The organism is Nonomuraea polychroma, from assembly GCF_004011505.1.
GTDB lineage: Bacteria > Actinomycetota > Actinomycetes > Streptosporangiales > Streptosporangiaceae > Nonomuraea > Nonomuraea polychroma.
Genome location: NZ_SAUN01000001.1, coordinates 8,939,091 through 8,955,832 on the forward strand (window position 1 = coordinate 8,939,091; position 16,742 = coordinate 8,955,832).

At 71.2% G+C, this 16,742-nt stretch carries 16 protein-coding genes; 10 read left to right on the forward strand and 6 right to left on the reverse strand.

Features of this window, described 5'->3' with window-relative positions; all coding sequences use genetic code 11:
• Window position 1: 1 nt before the first annotated feature.
• Window positions 2-205: a hypothetical protein gene (locus EDD27_RS41105; protein WP_127937191.1), complete on the reverse strand. Its 204-nt coding sequence runs from the start codon at window positions 203-205 to the stop codon at window positions 2-4.
• A gap of 203 nt (window positions 206-408) precedes the next feature.
• Between EDD27_RS41105 and EDD27_RS41110 the strand changes: the two genes are divergently transcribed.
• On the forward strand, window positions 409-1,242 hold the full coding sequence (locus EDD27_RS41110) for a phospholipase D-like domain-containing protein (protein WP_127937192.1): 834 nt from the start codon (window positions 409-411) through the stop codon (window positions 1,240-1,242).
• On the opposite strand, the gene rarD is transcribed toward EDD27_RS41110, so the two are convergent.
• Window positions 1,136-2,098 carry an EamA family transporter RarD gene (gene rarD / locus EDD27_RS41115; protein WP_127937193.1) on the reverse strand — a complete coding sequence of 321 codons (963 nt, stop codon included), beginning with the start codon at window positions 2,096-2,098 and terminating at the stop codon, window positions 1,136-1,138. The genes EDD27_RS41110 and rarD overlap by 107 nt on opposite strands.
• Before the next feature lie 382 nt (window positions 2,099-2,480).
• Here rarD and lepB point away from each other — a divergent pair, with 382 nt between their 5' ends.
• Genes lepB through EDD27_RS41135 form a run of 4 tightly spaced genes read left to right on the forward strand, consistent with a single transcriptional unit; the run spans window position 2,481 to window position 5,906 of the window.
• Window positions 2,481-2,924, forward strand: a complete 444-nt coding sequence (gene lepB, locus EDD27_RS41120; RefSeq protein WP_206641875.1) for a signal peptidase I — start codon at window positions 2,481-2,483, stop codon at window positions 2,922-2,924.
• 20 nt (window positions 2,925-2,944) lie between these two features.
• Complete coding sequence (locus tag EDD27_RS41125; protein WP_164904015.1) at window positions 2,945-3,460, forward strand: MauE/DoxX family redox-associated membrane protein; 516 nt, start codon at window positions 2,945-2,947, stop codon at window positions 3,458-3,460.
• 14 nt (window positions 3,461-3,474) lie between these two features.
• Window positions 3,475-4,020 (forward strand): TlpA family protein disulfide reductase, encoded by a 546-nt coding sequence (locus tag EDD27_RS41130; RefSeq protein ID WP_127937195.1) that lies wholly within the window; start codon window positions 3,475-3,477, stop codon window positions 4,018-4,020.
• A gap of 5 nt (window positions 4,021-4,025) precedes the next feature.
• On the forward strand, window positions 4,026-5,906 hold the full coding sequence (locus EDD27_RS41135) for an ABC transporter ATP-binding protein (protein WP_241564529.1): 1,881 nt from the start codon (window positions 4,026-4,028) through the stop codon (window positions 5,904-5,906).
• A 165-nt stretch (window positions 5,907-6,071) separates the two neighbouring features.
• On the opposite strand, the gene EDD27_RS41140 is transcribed toward EDD27_RS41135, so the two are convergent.
• Entirely contained in the window at window positions 6,072-6,893 is an 822-nt protein-coding gene (locus tag EDD27_RS41140; protein ID WP_164904016.1) for an AfsR/SARP family transcriptional regulator, read from the reverse strand.
• A gap of 187 nt (window positions 6,894-7,080) precedes the next feature.
• Here EDD27_RS41140 and EDD27_RS41145 point away from each other — a divergent pair, with 187 nt between their 5' ends.
• The 3 genes from EDD27_RS41145 to EDD27_RS41155 all read left to right on the forward strand — a co-directional run bounded on the left by EDD27_RS41145 (window position 7,081) and on the right by EDD27_RS41155 (window position 12,504).
• Window positions 7,081-10,236, forward strand: coding sequence for an AfsR/SARP family transcriptional regulator (locus EDD27_RS41145; RefSeq protein ID WP_206641876.1), 3,156 nt, complete (start codon window positions 7,081-7,083; stop codon window positions 10,234-10,236).
• A 525-nt stretch (window positions 10,237-10,761) separates the two neighbouring features.
• Window positions 10,762-11,910 carry an FAD-dependent monooxygenase gene (locus tag EDD27_RS41150; protein ID WP_127937198.1) on the forward strand — a complete coding sequence of 383 codons (1,149 nt, stop codon included), beginning with the start codon at window positions 10,762-10,764 and terminating at the stop codon, window positions 11,908-11,910.
• Between the two features lie 33 nt (window positions 11,911-11,943).
• Window positions 11,944-12,504 carry a hypothetical protein gene (locus tag EDD27_RS41155; protein ID WP_127937199.1) on the forward strand — a complete coding sequence of 187 codons (561 nt, stop codon included), beginning with the start codon at window positions 11,944-11,946 and terminating at the stop codon, window positions 12,502-12,504.
• Here the strand turns inward: EDD27_RS41155 and EDD27_RS41160 are convergent.
• Window positions 12,494-13,312, reverse strand: coding sequence for an SAM-dependent methyltransferase (locus tag EDD27_RS41160; RefSeq protein ID WP_127937200.1), 819 nt, complete (start codon window positions 13,310-13,312; stop codon window positions 12,494-12,496). The genes EDD27_RS41155 and EDD27_RS41160 overlap by 11 nt on opposite strands.
• 234 nt (window positions 13,313-13,546) lie before the next feature.
• Between EDD27_RS41160 and EDD27_RS41165 the strand changes: the two genes are divergently transcribed.
• Entirely contained in the window at window positions 13,547-13,732 is a 186-nt protein-coding gene (locus tag EDD27_RS41165) for a hypothetical protein (RefSeq protein ID WP_127937201.1), read from the forward strand.
• 42 nt (window positions 13,733-13,774) lie between these two features.
• Here the strand turns inward: EDD27_RS41165 and EDD27_RS41170 are convergent, their stop codons facing one another.
• Window positions 13,775-14,872 carry a serine hydrolase domain-containing protein gene (locus EDD27_RS41170; RefSeq protein WP_127937202.1) on the reverse strand — a complete coding sequence of 366 codons (1,098 nt, stop codon included), beginning with the start codon at window positions 14,870-14,872 and terminating at the stop codon, window positions 13,775-13,777.
• A 103-nt stretch (window positions 14,873-14,975) separates the two neighbouring features.
• Between EDD27_RS41170 and EDD27_RS41175 the strand changes: the two genes are divergently transcribed.
• Window positions 14,976-15,620 (forward strand): TetR/AcrR family transcriptional regulator, encoded by a 645-nt coding sequence (locus tag EDD27_RS41175; RefSeq protein WP_127937203.1) that lies wholly within the window; start codon window positions 14,976-14,978, stop codon window positions 15,618-15,620.
• Here EDD27_RS41175 and EDD27_RS41180 read toward each other — a convergent pair.
• On the reverse strand, window positions 15,601-16,611 hold the full coding sequence (locus EDD27_RS41180; RefSeq protein WP_241564530.1) for an N-acetylmuramoyl-L-alanine amidase: 1,011 nt from the start codon (window positions 16,609-16,611) through the stop codon (window positions 15,601-15,603). The two genes, EDD27_RS41175 and EDD27_RS41180, sit on opposite strands and share 20 nt — an antisense overlap.
• Window positions 16,612-16,742: the final 131 nt, after the last annotated feature.

Here is a 16,742-nt window from a genome sequence, read left to right on the forward strand (position 1 = left end):
CTCACGCGCGGTCCGGGAGTGGGCGGCGGGCGATGGCGCGAGCCTCCTCGTGGCCCATCCCGAACATCCGCAGCAGTTGCTCGGCCAGCTCGTCCGGCGAGTCCTCGGTCACGAGGTCCGGATGCTCAAGCCAGAGCTGCAGGAACCCCAGCAGCGAGCCGCCCGCCCCGGCCAGCGCCACGTGCCGGTGAAGCGGAGTTCGCATCGGACGTGCGTTCGGGCGGCTATCGGGGGCGGATCACCGTGGGCCGGGATCTGATGACGGCGACCATGGGCTGAACCGGCGCCGGCGATATTCACGTTCTGTGATAGGGGGTGACGCACAGGAGCATGCCACACTGTATTTGCGATCACCCCCCGTCTTCAGGAGACTCCGTGAAGAGGCCTGCGAAGAAGTCTTCGCCACTCGTGCTGGACCCCGTCCTGATCATCGGCACCACCCTGTCGGTCCTGCTCGGCGTGATCTTCTACGTCCGTGAGGACACCGCCCAGGGACTGGCGCTGCTGGCCGGGCTCATCGGCGGCGTCATCACGTTACAGGTGCAGACCCTGCTCAGAGAGAAGCGCAGGGTCGATCACGAGACGACCGTGGGCCAGCTCGTCTCCACGATCGAGAAGATCCCATGGCTGACGGAGCTGATGGTGCCCATCCTCCGTGCGGCCAAGCACGTGGAGCGCGAATACCCCGGCACTCCAGCCGTCGACGCCTGCCGGGCGGCGTTCGACGAATGCCTGCGCACTCTCACCGACCTGGAGCGGGGGCACTTCCGCACGCCCTACGGCGACAACGCGGTTTTCCAGCGCCTGATCGACCAGACGAAGCGCACCATGTGCGCCACCAGCGTGCCCTCGGTGGATCTCGCCTGGTGGCGCGAGCCGGTCGGCAGGCAATACTGGGAGGCCCAGCTCAATGCGCTGAAGCGCGGCGTGAAGATCCGCAGGGTGTTCATCTACCGCGAGTGGACCGACGAGCTCGACGAGCTGGCGCGCGAGCAGATCGCCGCCGGGGTCCAGGTGCGCCGGGTGCATGTCGACCGGCTACCCCCGGCCATGCGGGTGATCAGCGCCCTGTGGGACGGCTCGTGCGGCCACGAGCTCAGCTACACCGCCGCGGGCGAGGCCGTCTACGACACCTTCACGGTCTCCCCTCCTGATCTCGAACGGCTGATGACGCAGTTCGAGATGATCGAGAGGAACGCCGTGGAGCTGGATCAGCCGCGGACGCCGGACTCCGTCTCCTGAGCCCTTCGGCGGTCAGCATGGCGAGCGAGACCCACAGCAGCCCGAACGCCGCCCACCTGGCCGCCGACATGACCTCACGGAACACCAGGACCCCGATCACGAACTGCACGACGGGCTCGATGAACTGCAGCATGCCGACGACGCTGAGCGGGATCCTCGTGGTCGCGGCGCTGAACAGCAGCATCGGCAGCATCATGACGAACCCGGAGCCGATGCCGAGGAGCGTGTTGGCCACGGACACGTGACCGAACGTGGCCTGGCCGGACGTCTGGATCACGACCGTGTAGACCACGGCGAAGGGAAACAGCACCGCCGTCTCCACCATCAACCCTTCGGCGGCTCCGACCCCGACCCGCTTCTTGATCAGACCGTACGCGCCGAAGGTGGTCGCCAGGCCGAGCGCGATCCAGGGCAGCCCGCCGTACGCGACCGTGAGAACGGCCACGGCGGCGGCGCCCAGCCCGATCGCGGCCCATTGCCAGGCTCGTAACCGTTCACCCAGGAGCGCCACCCCAAGCGCGACGCTGACCAGCGGGGTGATGAAGTAGCCGAGCGAGGCGTCGACCACGTGGCCGCTCATCGTCGCCCAGATGAACAACCCCCAGTTGGCGGACGTCAGGACGCCGGCGAGGGCGAGCAGTGCCAGGTCGCGCGGACGGCGTAAGATCGCCGTCACCTGCCGGCGGCGGCCGATGGCCAGCACCAAGAGCCCGACCGCCACCGGCGACCAGAGCACGCGCAGCGCCAGGATCTCGACCGCGCCTGTGGGCTCGACCAGTGGCCAATAAAGTGCCGACAATCCCCACAGCACGTACGCCGCCACGCCGAGCAGGACACCTTGCCGCGCAACGGACATCCATCCACAGTACGTGCTCGCCCTTCCCGTGATCGGCCCGGTGCTCAGCCGGCCGCCCGGTCCCGGCGGTGGCAACGCGGCCGGGCGAGGGCCGGAATGTATGCGTGGCGTACCTGCCTGGTATGTGAATTGTCCCGTCCGTTTCTAACGTCTCCGGTGATCCCCAAAACGCCCAAAGAGAGGCGGTTCGCGTGAAAATCGGAAAGTTGAGCGACTGGCTGCTGTCCAAGGTGGTCCCGGAGCACTCGGCCCAGGCGGCGTGCCCGTGCTGGTACGAGGGCAACTCCTGCCTCGTCCGCAAGTGCTGTACGTGGGGCGCCTCCTGCGGTACCGGCGAGTCGTGCGGTCCCTGGCACTGCAACTGTTGCTGACGGCCACGTAGATGACCATGTTCGCGTGGACGGCCGGTCTCCTCGCGGTCGCCGGACTCCTGCTGGTCCTGCTGGTCCTGCGACGCCGGCTCGCCGTCGTCGTGGTGTCCGGCCTCAGCATGGAGCCGACCTTCCACGCGGGCGATCGGCTCCTGGTCAGGCGGACGCGGCTGGCCCGGATCTCCGTCGGGGACGTCGTCGTGTTCGAGACGCCCGACTGGCTGGGCATCGGCGAGCCGCCGCCGCCCGAGCGGCGCTGGATGGTCAAGCGGGTGGTGGCGCTGCCCGGCGACCCGGTCCCGGACTCGGTCCGGGCCGTGGTGCCGGAGCGCCGGGTGGCGCCGGACCGTCTTGTCGTCCTCGGTGACAACCCGTCGGCCAGCTTCGACTCCCGGCAGTGCGGCTTCGTCGACGCCGGCACCCTGCTGGGAGTGGCGCTCCGCCGCATGTCCTGACCTGGTTGGAGGAAAGCTCCGTGGAGTACGTCGCCCTGGGCTGCCGGAGTCTGGTGGCTTTGCTGTTCCTCGTGTCGGCGGCGAGCAAGCTGCGCGGCAGGAGCGCATACGCCGATTTCCTGGCCGCGACCCGCAGGCTCGCACCACCGTGGCCGCCGGTCCGCGTGGCGGCCGCGACCGTGGTGGCCGCCGAGCTCGCGATCGTGGTGCTCGTCGCCGTGCCCGGCACCGTACAGGCGGGGTTCGCCCTGGCGATGGGCTTACTGGCGGCGTTCACCTGCGCGATCGCGGCCGCGCTGCGGCGGGCCGAGCGCGCCCCCTGTGCGTGCTTCGGCGCCTCCGACCGCCCGCTCGGCCACGGCCACGTGGCACGCAACCTCATCCTCATGGCCGTGTCCGCCCTGGGACTCCTCACGTACGCGCCCGTGACCGGCGACGTGGCGGCCATGCTGACCGCCGTCGCCGCCGGAGCGGTCGCCGCGATCGTCGTGGCCCTCGGCGACGACCTGATCGACCTGTTCAGCCCGACTGCCTGACCTGGAGGTCAGCCATGCCTTATGTCGTCACGCTCGTCATCCTGCTGGGCGTGCTCTGCCTGCTGAACCTGGCGCTGACCGTCGGCGTGATCCGGCGGCTGCGCAAGCATTCCGAGGCCCTCGCGGCCCGCTCCGACGACGGGCACGGGCGGCAGGCGATCCTGCCCGAGGGCGCGGTCGCGCCGCCGTACGACACCGTGGCCACGAACGGAGCCACCGTCTCACGGGACCTGAACTCGGAGCCGGTCCTGGTGGGCGTCTTCTCTCCCGGCTGCGACGCCTGCCACAAGGCGATGCCGGACTTCCTCGCCTCGGCCGAGCGCTTCCCCGGGGGTCCGGAGCAGGTCCTCGCCGTGATCGTCGATGACAAGGGAGACGCCGGGCCGCTGCGGGCGGAGCTGGAGCCCGTGGCCCGGGTGGTGGTCGAGGACATGGGCGGACCGGTCACGTCGGCGCTGCAGGTGCAGGCGTTCCCCGTCTTCGCGATCGTGGGCGGCGGCGGCCGGATCATGGCCAGCGGACTGCGGTTGAACCAGGTCTTCTCGTTCGCCCGGGCATAACGACCGTGACCTCGGAGACGACCAACCCGGAGATCACCGCACCGATGGCGGCGGACGTGCGGATGAAGGCGAGCCCGGCGGCACTCGCCCGCGCACTCGGGCTGGCCTGGCAGGCCGGCCGGTGGCACGTGCTCGCGTACGCGATCCTGGCCCTGCTCGAAGCGGCCGTGCCCGTTGCCGCCGCCTGGCTGACCAAGTCGGCGCTGGACGTGATCGCGCACCGTGCGTCCGGCTCGTCCGGCTCGTCCGCGCTGGTGGCGGCGGGCGCGGGGCTGGCGGTGGCGGGCGTGGCGGCCATCACGCTCCCGCACGTCTCCAGCTATCTGCGCCAAGAGCTCCAGCGCCGCACCGGCCGCCTGGCTCAGGACCGGCTCTTCGCCGGCGTGGAGCGCCTCGCCGGCCTGGCCAAGTTCGAAGACCCCGCGTTCCTGGACCGGATGAGCCTGGCTCACACGTCAGGCGGCGCCGCCCCGAGCGCGGTGGTCTCCGGGACGCTGGCGGTCTGCCGTGGGTTCGTCACGGTGCTGGGCTTCCTCGGCTCGTTGCTGGTCCTCAGCCCGCTGCTGGCCGGCGCGGTCCTGGTGGCGGCGCTGCCCGCGCTGGCCGCCGAGCTGCGTCTGTCGCGCCAGCGCGCGTCCATGATGTGGCGGATCGGGCCGATGGAACGGCGCGAGCTGTTCTACCGGCAGCTCCTGACCAGCGTGCGAGCCGCCAAGGAGCTGCGTCTGTTCGGCGCCGGCCGATATTTCCGGTCCAGGATGAACGCCGAGCGGCTCGCGGCCGACTCGGAACGCCGCCGCCTCGACCGCCGCGAGCTGAGCGTCGAGGGCGGGCTCGGGCTGTTGTCCGGCGTGATCTCCGGCGGTGGGCTGATCTGGGCGTTGTTCGCCGCCGTCGAGGGCCGGCTCACCGCAGGTGACATCGCCCTGCTCGCCACCTCGATCGTCGGCGTGCAGTCGGCGCTCGCCGGGCTCGTCGGCGAGGTGACGATGGCGCATCAGCAGCTGCTCAACTTCGACCACTACCTGACCGTGACCGGCGCCGGGCCCGACCTGCCGGTGCCGGCGAGGCCGGTGGTGCCGCCCACCCTACGGTACGGCATCGAGTTCCGCGACGTGTGGTTCCGCTATTCCCCCGAGCATCCCTGGTCGTTGCGCGGCGTCAGCTTCACGATCCCGTACGGCTCCGCGGTCGCCCTGGTGGGCAGGAACGGCGCGGGCAAGAGCACGCTCGTCAAGCTGCTGTGCAGGTTCTACGACCCGGACCGGGGCGCGATCCTGTGGGACGGCGTCGACCTGCGCGACCTCGATCCCGCCGAGCTGCGCGACCGGATCGGCGCGGTGTTCCAGGACTACATGGAGTACGACCTGACCGCTGCGGAGAACATCGCGATCGGCGACGTGGCGGGCCGCGACAAGCCGGCCGCCTCCGCCGCCCGCATCGAGGCCGCGGCCAGGAAGGCAGGCGTGCACGACGCGATCAGCGCGTTGCCGCGCGGCTACGACACGTTGCTGACGAGGATGTTCTTCGGGCCCGATCCGGAGGCCGGGGTGGTGTTGTCGGGCGGGCAGTGGCAGCGGCTCGCGCTGGCCCGCGCGGTGCTGGGTGAGGGGCGCGACCTGCTGGTCCTGGACGAGCCGAGCTCGGGGCTCGACGCCGAGGCCGAGCACGAGATCCACAACCGGCTGCGCGAGCATCGGGCGGGGCGTACGAGCCTGCTGATCTCGCATCGGCTGGGGGCCGTGCGGGAGGCGGACGTGCTCGTGGTGCTCGACGACGGGCAGGTGGTCGAGCAGGGCTCGCACGACGAGTTGATCACGCTCGACGGTCTCTACCGGAAGCTCTTCGACCTCCAGGCCCAGGGCTACCACCCCGCCGACGCCTGACGCGTGGTCTCCCGGCCGCCCGTCCTCGGACGCGTGATCCACGGTGCCCGTCCCGCAGCAGCGGACGCGCCTTGACGGGGGCGCTGGCCGCCAAGGGCCCCTCCCCTCCCCAAAGGACCTCAGCCGACGTGCGGAGGCGGGCGGAGGTGGAGGGGGTGGGCGGGGTCAGCGGCGGCCGGTGAAGCGGAGCCGGACGACGCGGCGGTGGCAGCGGGGTCGGCGGCCACGCCAGCCCAGCACGGGACCGCTCAGACGCGAGTCCCGGTTCAGCATGAGCTGGTGCAGCTCCGCCAGCTCCGGCCCGGGCTCGATGCCGAGCTCGCGGTCGAGCGCCCGCCGCGCCTCGCCGTACACCGTCAGCGCGCCCGCCACGTCCCCGGTGCGGTACAGCGCCAGCATGAGATGCCCCCACAGGCGCTCTCTGGTGGGCTGCAGCGCCAGCGTCTCGCGGAGGCCGCCGATGATCTCGCTGTGCCTGCCGAGCGCCAGCCGGGCTCGCGCGCACTCCTCGATCGCCAGGTAACGCTGCTCTTCCAGCGCGTCGAGCTGGGCGGCCAGACCGACCGTCCTGGGAAGGTCCTCGGCCGCGGCACCCCGCCACAACGCCAGCGCCGCGGTCAGGTGTCCGAGCGCTTCCTCGTATCGGTCGCCGCTCATCGCGCCGCGCCCCTGGCGTACCAGCTCGTTGAAGTCGGCGACGTCCAGCTCGCCCGGCTCGACGGCGAGCTGGTAGCCGGGCGGATGTGCGCGCAGGCGGTGGTCCAGGTCCTTGCGCAGGAGGTTCGCGTAGCTGCGTACGTTGGCCAGCGCCGACTTGGGCGGGCTGTCCTCCCAGAGCGCGTTGAAGAGCCGGTCGTGAGAGACCGCGCGGTTGGGCTCCAGCAGGAGGCGGGCGAGGAGAAGCCGTTGTTTCGTCGTCCCGAGCGGCACGACAGCGCCGTCTCGCCACAGTCGTACCGGTCCGAGGATGCCGAATCGAAGACCCATATTCCCCCCGCACGCGGTTTTGGGAGCGCTCCCACGACACGGTACGTACGTGTCGATCATGTGTCAATGGCCTCTCAACAGGAGCAAGGCCGGTGTGTCCAAAAGGGCCGCACCGCGTGAAACTTTCATACATTGCCCCAGGCCAGAGCCGCACCCATCGCACCTTCTCTTGCGGGACAATCGGGGCGTGCAGTTCGGCATCCTGGGATCACTCGTCGTGCGATCGAGCGACGGCGAGGCGGTCGAGGTCGGCGGTCCCCGGCCGCGGGCCCTGCTCGCGCTGCTCCTGCTCGACGCCGGCCGGACCGTCAGCGTCGAGCGGCTCATCGACGGCCAGTACGGCGACGACCCGCCGGCCGGGGCCGCCAACGCCGTGCAGGCGCAGATCTCCCGGCTCCGCCGCCGTCTACCCGCCGGGCTGATCGAGTTCCACGGAGCGGGTTACCGGCTGGCCGTCGATCGGGAGGACGTGGACGCGCACCGGTTCGAGCGGCTCGTCCGAGAGGGGCGGCGGCTGCTCGCGAACGGGCTCTTCGCCGGCGCGGCCGCCCTGCTCAGGGACGCACTCGACCTGTGGCGGGGGCCCGCGCTGGTGGACGTGTCCGACGTTCCGTTCGCGGCTGCGCAGGCGCGGCGGCTGGAGGAGCTGCGGCTGGCGGCCGTGGAGGACCTGATGGAGGCCGAGCTGACCCTCCCCGAGGCCAGCCCGGTGAGCGCCCTGCGGGAGCTGGTGGCCGCCCACCCGCTGCGCGAGCGGGCGCGGGGGCTGCTCATGCGCGCGCTGCTGGCGGCCGGCCGGCAGGCGGAGGCGCTCGCGGTGTACGACGACACGCGGCGCCTTCTCGCCGACGAACTCGGCGCCGACCCGTCGCCCGAGCTGGCGGCCCTGCATCTGGAGATCCTGCGGGGCGAGCAACCCCGCGAACGGGTCACCCGGACGGCGCCGCCGACCCAGCTGACCAGTTTCGTGGGGCGGGAGGAGGAGCTGGCACGTCTGGGCACGCTCCGCGAGACCCGTCTGGTCACGATCGTCGGCCCCGGCGGCACAGGCAAAACCCGCCTCGCCGTCGAAGCCACCACTCGAGGTGAGAGCCGCCGCGCCGCGGACGTGTGCTTTGCCGACCTGTCGCTGGTGGACGGCGCGGGCGCGGGACAGGTCGCGATGGCGGTGCTCGGGGCGCTGGGGTTGCGGGAGTCGGCGCTTCGGCCGCCGATCGCAGCCGGATCGGCGCCCGACCCCGCCGAACGTCTCGTGGCGGCGCTGGCCGAGCAGGACCTGACGCTCATCCTGGACAACTGCGAGCACGTGATCGACGAGGCCGCCACACTCGCCCGGCGCCTGCTCGCCGCCTGCCCCGGACTCACCGTCATGGCCACCAGCCGGGAGCCCCTGGGCATCACCGGCGAACATCTCGTCCCGCTGACGCCTCTGCCCATCCCACCGTCCGACGCCGACCACCCGTTCGACTACCCCGCCGTCCGGTTGTTCGCCGATCGGGCGGCGGCCGTGCGTCAGGGCTTCACGGTCGGGCCGGGCAACCTGGACGCCGTACGGCGGATCTGCGCCGCGCTGGACGGGCTGCCGCTGGCCATCGAGCTGGCGGCGGCCCGGGTGCGTACGTTCGGCGTGGACGAGATCGCCACCCGCCTGGCCGAGCACGGCCGGTTCAGGCTGCTTTCGCGCGGCGACCGCACGGCCGCCGCCCGCCACCAGACGTTGCACGCGGTGGTCGAGTGGAGCTGGAGCCTGCTGGACGCCGAGGAGCAGGCGCTGGCCAGGCGGTTCTCGGTGTTCGCCGGAGGCGCCGGCCTGGAGACGATCGAGCGGGTCTGCGGCGAGGACGCCGCCGGGCCGCTCGCGGGCCTGGTGGACAAGTCGCTGGTCGAGACCGACGGCGAGCGCTACCACATGCTCGACACCATCCGGCTGTTCTGCGCGGAACGGCTGGCGGAAGCCGGCGAGGAGGAACGCCTCCGCCAGGCCCACGCCGCCTGGTTCCTGGAGTTGGCCAGGCGCGCCGACGACCACCTGTACCGGGCGGAGCAGCTCGACTGGCTGGCCCGGCTGTCGGCCGACAACGCCAACCTGCGGGCGGCGCTGCGGTGGAGCGTGGAGCAGGACAGGCCGACGGCGTTGCGGCTGGTGGCGGCGCTGGCGATGTACTGGTGGCTGAGCGGGCGGCGCGACCAGGCCACCGGGCCCGCCGTACGCCTGCTCGACGCGATCGGGCCGGAACCGCCCGCCGGGCTCGGCGAGGAGTACGTGCTGACCGTGCTGCACGCCGTACCCGACGCGGGCTCCCCGCACTGGGAACGGGCGCGGGCCATCGTCGGGTCGTTGGGCCGGCCGATGCGCTCCCGGTTCGGTCTGGCGCTCTGGGGGATGATCGCGGGTCCGCCCGCCGAGCGGGGCGCGGAGGCACCGGGGTCACAGGTGCTGGGCTCCGATCCGTGGAGCCGGGCGCTGGGCCGGCTCAGCCATGCGTTGATGGCGCTGTTCGGCGGCGAGGTCGCGTGGGCCGAGCGGGAGTTGGAGACGGTGCTGGCGGACTTCGGCGCGGTGGGAGAGCGCTGGGGGAAGGCGCAGGCACTCGACTGGCTGGCGCTGATCGCTGGGTGGCGTGGCGAGTGGGCGCGCGCCATGGGCTTGTGGAAGGACGCGATCGGGCTGCTGGAGGAGCTGGGCTCGCTGGATGAGCTGGCGGACGTGCTGGGCCGGCGGGCGGACGCCCGCATGCGTGCCGGAGACGCGTCGGGGGCGCGTGCCGACTGCGAGCGCGCCGGGGAGCTGGTGCGTGCGATGGGCAGACCCGGGCTCACGGCCGAGGTGCACCTGCTGCTGGGCGAGAACGCCCGGTGGGAGGGCGACCTGGCCGGTGCGGCCGATCGGCTGGGCGCCGCGCTGGCGGTCTCCTCGGGGGACGGCGTGTTCACCGCCACGGGCACCAGGTCACGCGTGCTGACGGCGCTCGGTCGTCTGGCCGAGGCCGCCGGAGATGCGGCGGAGGCGGGGCGCAGGCACCAGGAGGCGCTGGCCGCGGCGCTGGCCTCACCGCTGGTGACGGACCTGGCCGACGCCGCCGAGGGCCTCGCCGGCCACGCCCTCTTCGCCGGCACCTCGCCCCAGTCAGGTGAGAAGGCGGCGGTGTTGCTCGGGGTGGCGGTGGCGCTGCGGGGGACGACGGTGGCCGGGGACCGGGACGTCGCGGAGGTCGCCGCCGCCGCCAGCCGCGTCCTGGGTCCGGAGGCGTTCGCGGCGGCGTACGCCAAGGGTGCAGGTATGGGGCGGGACGACGCACGGTCGATGCTGCGAGCAGGCGACACCCCAACGCCTGGCCCGTAGGCGTCACGCCCCATGGCCGACACGGACAGCACCGTCAACGAGGGCAATACGGCCAATCCAAGCAGCACACCGGACAGGGCAGCACGCCCAACAAGGGCAGAGCACCGACTGAGCGCGCGACGGCGCAGCCAACAAGGCGGTGCCGACGGCACAGCCCCAGCACGGCAGCACAGGCAGCACAGCGACGCGCCCGACACGACGCCGTCAGCGCACACGCGTGACACGACGGCGCAGCCGTCAGCGCACATGCGTGACACGACGGCGCGAGCGGAGAGCGCAGCACGCAGCGGTGCCGACGGCACAGCGGTGCGAGGGGAGAGCGCGGCACGTGCGACACGGCGGCGCACTCGGAATGGGCCGCGCGCCCAACACGGTGGCGCGAGAGGAAAGGGCGGCGGCGCGGGCCGGGGCGGCGGGGAAGCCGGGGCGAGGCGGAGACGCTAGCGGGTGGGGTGCTGACAGCGGGTGGGGTGGTTGTCAGTCGGTGGTCGCTGGGTTGTCAGCGCACCCGCCGAGGCTGCGGGCATGAGCAACGCGAACGTCCTCATCTCCGGCGCCGGCATCGCCGGCCCCGCCCTCGCCCACTGGCTCCTCCGTTACGGCTTCAAGGTCACGGTCGTCGAGAAGGCCCGGGCCCTGCGCCTCGGCGGCCAGGCCGTCGACTTCAAGGGCGAGACCCACCGTACGGTCCTCGACCGGATGGGCATCCTGGACGACGTGCGCAAGCTCCAGACCGGCGGCATGGACCAGGAGATCGTCGACGCGAACGGCCGCACGCTGGCGGTCATGCCGGGCGAGTTCACCGGCGGCGACCTGGAGATCCAGCGTGGCGACCTGTCCAACCTCCTGTACGAGAAGACGGCCCCGTCCTGCGAGTACGTCTTCGGCGACTCGATCACCTCCCTCACCGAGACCCCGGCCGGAAGCGGCGTGCACGTCACCTTCGAACGTTCCGCGCCCCGCACGTTCGACCTGGTCGTGGGGGCGGACGGGATCCACTCGACCGTGCGCCGCCTGGCCTTCGGCCCAGAGTCCGACTATGTCCGGCATCTCGGTTACCACTACGCCCTGGTCGACATGGACGAGGACTTCGGCCCGGTCCCGATGATGTACAACGAGCCCGGCAGGCTGGCCGCGGTCGGCGGGCCGAAGGCGCCGGCGTTCTTCGTCTTCGCCTCCGACCAGCTGGACTACGACCGCTACGACACCGGCCGGCAGAAGGACATCCTGACGCGGGCCTACGCGGGCATGGGCTGGAAGGTCCCCGCGATCATGAACGCGGTGCGCCGCGCGGACGACATCTACCTCGACTCGATCAGCCAGGTCAGGATCGACCGCTACAGCAAGGGCCGCGTGGTGCTGCTCGGCGACTCGGCGTACGGCAACACGCTGGGCGGCTTCGGCACCGGCCTGGCCGTGGTGGGCGCCTACGTGCTGGCGGGCGAGCTGGCCGCGGCAGGCGGCGACCACCAAGTGGCCTTCGCCGAGTACGAGCGCCGGCTCCGCGGCTACGCCAAGATCGCCAAGAACGGCAACGCCGGCTCCTTCCTCGCGCCCGGGACCCCGGCGAGGATCCGGATGCGCAACTGGATGTTCAAATACCGCTTCCTGCTGGCTTTGATGATGAAAGTGGGCGACAAGTTCGCGACCGACATCGACCTCAAGACCTATTGAACCTTTGCCACATTCGCCGCATCCAACCCCGACGTGACCAGATTTCAGCAGCTTGCAGCTCTGTCCGCCGCGACCGTTGCCGCCGCGATGATCGCCGTCCCGGGCACCGCCCTGGCCGCCGCCGACCGCCCCTCGTGCCCGATTCCCGCCGACGCGAAGTCCAGGACCGATGAGCCGGCCGAGGGCTACAAGGCGCTCAAGGGCGTCCGGCTGCACTACCTCCCGAAGGGCTTCACGCACGGCGAGCTCGTCGTCGACGAGCACGACGGCCTCACCGAGTACGGCTACCTGTGGTCGGACGATCGCGACGACATGGACAGGAAGCGCAAGATGCTGTGGGTGCGGGTGGTGTGCTGGCCGGAAGCACGCACGCTCGCCCAGCTGAAGAAGGCGCCGCTCCAGTTAGGGACGTTCGGCCATGCGAAGCTCGCCAAGATCGGCGGCCGCAAGGTGCTCACCAAGGAAGGTGACGGCGCGCTGGGCCCCGGCCGGTATGCCGGCTGGCTTCAGCGCGAGGGTGTCATCGTCACCGTGATGGCCTCCGAGCCGCTCGTCCCCCAGCTCGGCCAGATCATCAGGTGGATCAAGCTTTGAGCCGCCCGACCCCGCCCTTGATCAGGAGCCGCGGCGCGCCTTCGAGCAGCGGGATGTGATCCTCGGCCGGGCCGACGTGCCAGTCTTGGACGGACACGAGGCCCGGCCCGATCAGCTCGAACCCGTCGAGCAACCGCAGCACCTGCTCGTGCGTGCGGAACCTGCCTTGGGCCGCCGTGCCGGCCGTCGCCATCTGGAGCTGGCCGATCGCCTCCGGGTCGCTCTCCGCCATCGCGTGGGAGAGGATCACATAGCTGCCGGGCGCCATACGCTCGCGGAACGCGCCCACGATGCCGGCGGGATCCTCCTCGTCCATCACGAAGTGCAGCACGCCGACCATCAGCACGCAGATCGGCTGGTCGAAGTCGATCAAACCGGTGACGTGCGGGTCCTCGAGGATGTCCGCGGGGCGGCGCAGGTCGGCCTGGATGGAGGCGATGCCGGGGGCGTCCGCCAGCATCACCTGGGCGTGCATGCGCACCACCGGGTCGTAGTCCACGTAGATCACCCGGCAGGACGGACTCACCTCTCGGGCGGTCTCGTGGATGCTGGGCGAGGTCGGGATGCCGGTGCCCAGGTCGATGAACTGTCGTACGCCCAGCTTCGCCACGTGACGTACGGCCTCGATCTGGAAGACCCGGTTGGCTCTGGCCACCAGACGCGTGTCCGGAGCCACCGCGAGAAGCTTCTCGGCGACCGCGCGGTCGATGGCGAGGTTGTCCTTCCCACCGAGCAGATAGTCGTACACCCGAGCCGAACTCGGGACACTCGGGTCGATGCCGGGCGGAACGCGTTCTAGCTCCGTCACGAGGGGGCCGTCTCCTTCGCCAAGGTACAAGCTGTCGCCTATCCTACTCGGCTCGTCGGACGGGACAGGCGGGTTGAAAGAGAACACGTTCTCGTTTGCCGGGCGGCCGCGTTGCGGGGGCGGGATTGTACGTCCGGGCAGGACCGTAAATACAGCCGGATGGCCGATGCGCTTTGGACCCTTGCCTGTGCATCCTGGTGAGGAGGGTTTTCATCGGAGAGGAGTCACGAGGGCATGGAGATCGCGGCAGACCGCCCCACCGTTGTCTTGGACAATGGCGTGGTGGGCAGAGTCATGCTGGCTCATCCGTCTCGGCGCGACCTCGTGCTCGTGCTCGGCATGGACGGCACCCTGCTCAGCTGTCAGCTCGGCGACATCGCGTGCGTGGTCGGCGGGAGGCCGCTCTGCCGCGACGGGTGACGCCACCCTCCCGCCCGCTCCCGGCCTGGCTGCCGGGGTCGCTCAGCCGCTCGTGACGATCCCGCCGATCAGCTCGGCCGCCGCGAAGTCGTTGGTGAGGCGGTTCTTGGTGAGGGCGAACACCACGCCGGTCGCGGTGTCGGCCCAGGCCGTGCTCCCGCCCGCCCCCGCCATCCCGAACCTCGCCGGGTTTTCCTCAGCCGTCGCGTGACCGCCGATGGAGTATCCGAGCCCCCAGGTCGACGGCATGCCGAACACCTCGTCCACGCCGCTGGAGACCATGGACGTCACCTCCCGCAACCGTTCGGCGGAGATCAGCCGCGTCCCGTCCACCTCGCCGAGCAGGGCCGCGTACATGCGCGCGATGGCCCTGGCCGAAGTCTTGCCACCTGCGGGGATGTCGGCGGACAGGTAGTCGGGCCGGTTGCCCAGCGCCGCGGTCGGCATCAGCGTCATCGGGCCGGCCTTGAACATCGGCAGGTCCGCCGGCATGTCCGCGAACGCCGACATGTCCATAGGGGCGTCCTCCAGCCTGGCCAGGCGCGCGTGCTCCTTCTCCGGCATCCCGAAGTACAGCTCGTCGGCCACGCCCAGCGGGGTCGTGACGTCCTCCAGCAGCACCTGTGAGATCGGCTTGCCGGTGGCCCGCCGGACGATCTCACCGACGAGGAAGCCGAACGTGTAGGCGTGGTATCCGACCTTGGTGCCCGGCTCCCACCACAGCTCGGCGTCCTCCAGCGCGGCCACCATCGTGTCCCAGTCGCACACGTCCTCCGGCGTGGTGTCGAGCGGCACGCCCGGCACGCCGGCCGTGTGCGACAGCACGTGGCGCACGGTCACACCCTGCTTGCCGTGCCGGGCGAACTCCGGCCACAGCTCCGCGACCGGCGTGTCGTACCCGAACATGCCCCGCTCCACCAGCACGTGCGCCACTGTCGCGGTGGCGCCCTTGCCGATCGAGAAGTTGTAGAAGGGTGTGTCGGAGGTGACGGGCCGCCCGGTCTCCGGGTCGGCCACGCCCGCCACCACGTCCACGATCTGCTCGCCGTCACGGTAGACGGCCACCTGGAGCCCGCGTTCCTCGCCGGACTCGACGAGCCTGTCGGCGGCTTCCTGCACCTGCTTCTGGAGGTCGGTCATGGTGTGTCCTTCATCGGTCGTCGTTGGAACTAGACGGTACAGTACTGGCGTCAGTACGGAACTGTCTAGTACTGTCTTGTCAGCGGGCGAGAGAAGGGCGGCCATGGCAGCGGAAGAGGACAGCCGGACGGCACGCAAGCGCAGGCAGATCCTGGAGGCCGCGCGGCCGGTGTTCCTGCGTAACGGCTACGTGGGCACGAGCATGGACGAGGTGGCGGCGCTGGCGTCGGTGTCGAAGCAGACCGTCTACAAGCACTTCACCGACAAAGAGCAGCTCTTCACCAGCATCATCCTCGACACCACCGGCCAGGTGGACGGGCTGACGAAGATGATCATCACGGCGCTGGACGACAGCGAGGACCTGGCGGCGGACCTGGGCAAGCTGGCCAGGCAGTTCCTGGGCGCGATCATGCGGCCAGACCTGCTGCGCCTGCGCCGATTGGTGATCGCCGAGGCGGGTCGTTTCCCCGATCTCGGCCGCACCTGGTACGAGCAGGGATTCGAACGTTCACTGGTGACCCTGGCCACCGCCTTGGAGCGCCTGGCCGGTCGGGGCCTGCTCCGCCTGGACGACCCTCGGTTGGCCGCCGAGCACTTCGTAGGCCTGCTGCTGTGGATACCGGTGAACAAGGTCATGTTCTGGGGAGGCGGCGACCACTACACGGAAGCCGACCTCGAACGGCTCTCCGAGGCCGGCGTCGCCGCCTTTCTGCGGGCGTACGGGGCCTCTAGCTCAGGAAACGTTTGATCCCGTCGGCCAGGGAGGTGGCCATGCGCTGCCGGAAGGCCGGGTCGGACATCTTCGCCGCGTCGCCGGGGTTGCGCATGTTGCCGCACTCGATGAACACCGCCGGCCGCTTCGACAGGTTGAGCCCGCCCAGGTCGGTCCGGGTCTCCAGCCCTTCGCGGCCGCGGTAGGTGGAGTACGGCATGCCGGTGCCCTCCCGGTAGGCGTCGCGCACGGCGAGCCCGAGCCGCCGGGACGGCTTGACGACGTCGTCGTTGTGCCCGGGAAGCAGCCCCGGCATGATCACGTGGAACCCGTGCCCGCTCGGCTCTGCGCCGTCGCCGTGGATGGACAGGACGGCGTCCGCCCTGGCCTCGTTGCCGATGGCGGCGCGCTCGGTGACGCACGGGCCGACGCCCTTGTCGTTGGGTCGGGTGAGCACGACCTTGGCGCCCATCCGCTCCAGGATCGGCTTGAGCCGGCCGGCGACGTCCCAGGTGAAGACGTGCTCCGGGAATCCGTCGTCGGTCTGCGTGCCGGTCGTGTTGCAGGCCTTGCGGCCGGTGATGATGTCGACCTGGCGGTTGATCTGCTCCGGGTGCGCGGCGTTGCCGCCGTTGTGGCCGGGGTCGAGCACCACGACCTTCCCGTCCAGCGCCCGCGCGGCGGGCGGGCGGGTGGCGGGTGACTCGGTGGGAGACGCCGCCGCGGGCAGCGCCGTCTCGCTCGCGGTGGGCACGACGCCGCCGCATGCGGTGGCCAGCGCGGCCAGCGCGGTGAGAGCCACGAGGTACGCGCGCATAATCCCGACGGTACCCGCCGCTCGGCGGCACACCCAATGCACGGCGGACCCGGGCGTGGCGTCGATCATCGCCGGCCTGTACGCGCTGTCGTCCTGGGCGATGACGGTCGCCACCGGTCCGGCCGACATCGTGGCCACGGCGCAGCGCGGCCAGGCCGACACCATCTTCGTGCTCGCCGCGCAGCACCTGGGCGCCACGGTGGTGGACATCGCCAGGGTGCTCTTCGCTACCAGCGTGTGCGCGGCGATGATCTCCTTCTACAACACCACCGCCCGCTACTTCTTCGCGCTCGGGCGCGAGCGGGTGCTGCCGGCCGTCTTCGGCCGCACGCGGGCCCGCA

Coding starts and splice junctions, on each gene's coding strand:
- EDD27_RS41105 (WP_127937191.1), bottom strand. CDS start 205: ATGCGAACTCCGCTTCACCGGCACGTGGCGCTGGCCGGGGCGGGCGGC.
- EDD27_RS41180 (WP_241564530.1), bottom strand. CDS start 16,611: ATGTCCACCACCGTGGCGCCCAGGTGCTGCGCGGCGAGCACGAAGATG.
- EDD27_RS41140 (WP_164904016.1), bottom strand. CDS start 6,893: ATGGGTCTTCGATTCGGCATCCTCGGACCGGTACGACTGTGGCGAGAC.
- rarD (WP_127937193.1), bottom strand. CDS start 2,098: ATGTCCGTTGCGCGGCAAGGTGTCCTGCTCGGCGTGGCGGCGTACGTG.
- EDD27_RS41130 (WP_127937195.1), top strand. CDS start 3,475: ATGCCTTATGTCGTCACGCTCGTCATCCTGCTGGGCGTGCTCTGCCTG.
- EDD27_RS41170 (WP_127937202.1), bottom strand. CDS start 14,872: ATGACCGACCTCCAGAAGCAGGTGCAGGAAGCCGCCGACAGGCTCGTC.
- EDD27_RS41165 (WP_127937201.1), top strand. CDS start 13,547: ATGGAGATCGCGGCAGACCGCCCCACCGTTGTCTTGGACAATGGCGTG.
- EDD27_RS41175 (WP_127937203.1), top strand. CDS start 14,976: ATGGCAGCGGAAGAGGACAGCCGGACGGCACGCAAGCGCAGGCAGATC.
- lepB (WP_206641875.1), top strand. CDS start 2,481: ATGACCATGTTCGCGTGGACGGCCGGTCTCCTCGCGGTCGCCGGACTC.
- EDD27_RS41150 (WP_127937198.1), top strand. CDS start 10,762: ATGAGCAACGCGAACGTCCTCATCTCCGGCGCCGGCATCGCCGGCCCC.